At 74.2% G+C, this 1002-nt stretch carries 1 protein-coding gene and 1 pseudogene; both read left to right on the forward strand.

Features of this window, described 5'->3' with window-relative positions; all coding sequences use genetic code 11:
• A partial coding sequence (locus FRW57_RS22025; RefSeq protein ID WP_152187083.1) for a phosphatidylglycerol lysyltransferase domain-containing protein occupies positions 1-596 on the forward strand: 596 nt, incomplete at its 5' end.
• 1 nt (position 597) lies between these two features.
• A pseudogene (locus tag FRW57_RS22030) lies at positions 598-1002 on the forward strand (hypothetical protein); the annotation flags it as partial.

Here is a 1002-nt window from a genome sequence, read left to right on the forward strand (position 1 = left end):
TCACCGCGCCGGCCGAGGGCGGCCACGAACGCGGCTTCGCGATGGCCCTCGGCCGGCTCGGTGACCCGGACGACCCGGAGTGCGTCCTCGTCCGGTGCCGGGACGCCGAGGGCCGGTTGTGCGCGCTGCTGCACCTCGTGCCGTGGGGCGACGACGGCCTCTCCCTGGACCTGATGCGCCGGTCACCGCAGTGCGACAACGGCGTCGTCGAGCTCATGGTGCACGACCTGGTGGCCGCTGCACCACGGCGCGGCGTCACGCGGATCTCGTTGAACTTCGCGGTGTTCCGGTCGGTCTTCGAGCGCGGCGACCGGCTCGGCGCCGGGCCGGTCATCAAGGCCTGCCGCCGGTTGCTGGTCTTCGCGTCCCGCTTCTGGCAGCTGGAGTCCCTCTACCGCTCCAACGCGAAGTACCAGCCGCTGTGGGTGCCGCGGTTCATCTGCTTCGAGGCCAGCCGTGATTTGGCCCAGATCAGCATGGCGGCCATGGAGGCCGAGGCGTTCATCGTGCGCCCGCGGCTCCTGCGATGGGGCGCGGCGCGACGTCTGCCGGAGCCGACCAGGGAACGCGTGCCGCTGCTCGAGGGTGGGCGCTGAGGTGCTCTGGGCGCTGCCGATGGCCGTGGTCGGGGCCGCGGGCTACGGCACTGGGTCGGCGTTGCAGGCACGTGCCGCGCGCCGGGCCCACGGCGCGGCGGTGCTGCACCACCCGGCATACCTGCTGGGGCTGGCGTGCGACGGGCTGGCCTGGCTGGCCTCGCTGGTGGCCATGCGCGGGCTACCGCTCTTCGTGGTGCAGGCGGTGCTGACCGCGTCGCTGGCCGTCACCATCCTGCTCGCCCCGCTCGTGGCCGGCACGCGGCAGCGTCGTCGCGAGCTCGGCTGGGTCGGGGTGGTGGTGGGCGCCCTCGTCGTCGTGTGCGCCGGCTCGGGACCCTCGCCCTCGCTGCCTGCGCCGTCGTGGTTCTTGCCCGCCGCGCTGGCCGCCCTCGCGCTGCTCACG

The organism is Segeticoccus rhizosphaerae (assembly GCF_009192725.1).
Taxonomy (GTDB): domain Bacteria; phylum Actinomycetota; class Actinomycetes; order Actinomycetales; family Dermatophilaceae; genus Segeticoccus; species Segeticoccus rhizosphaerae.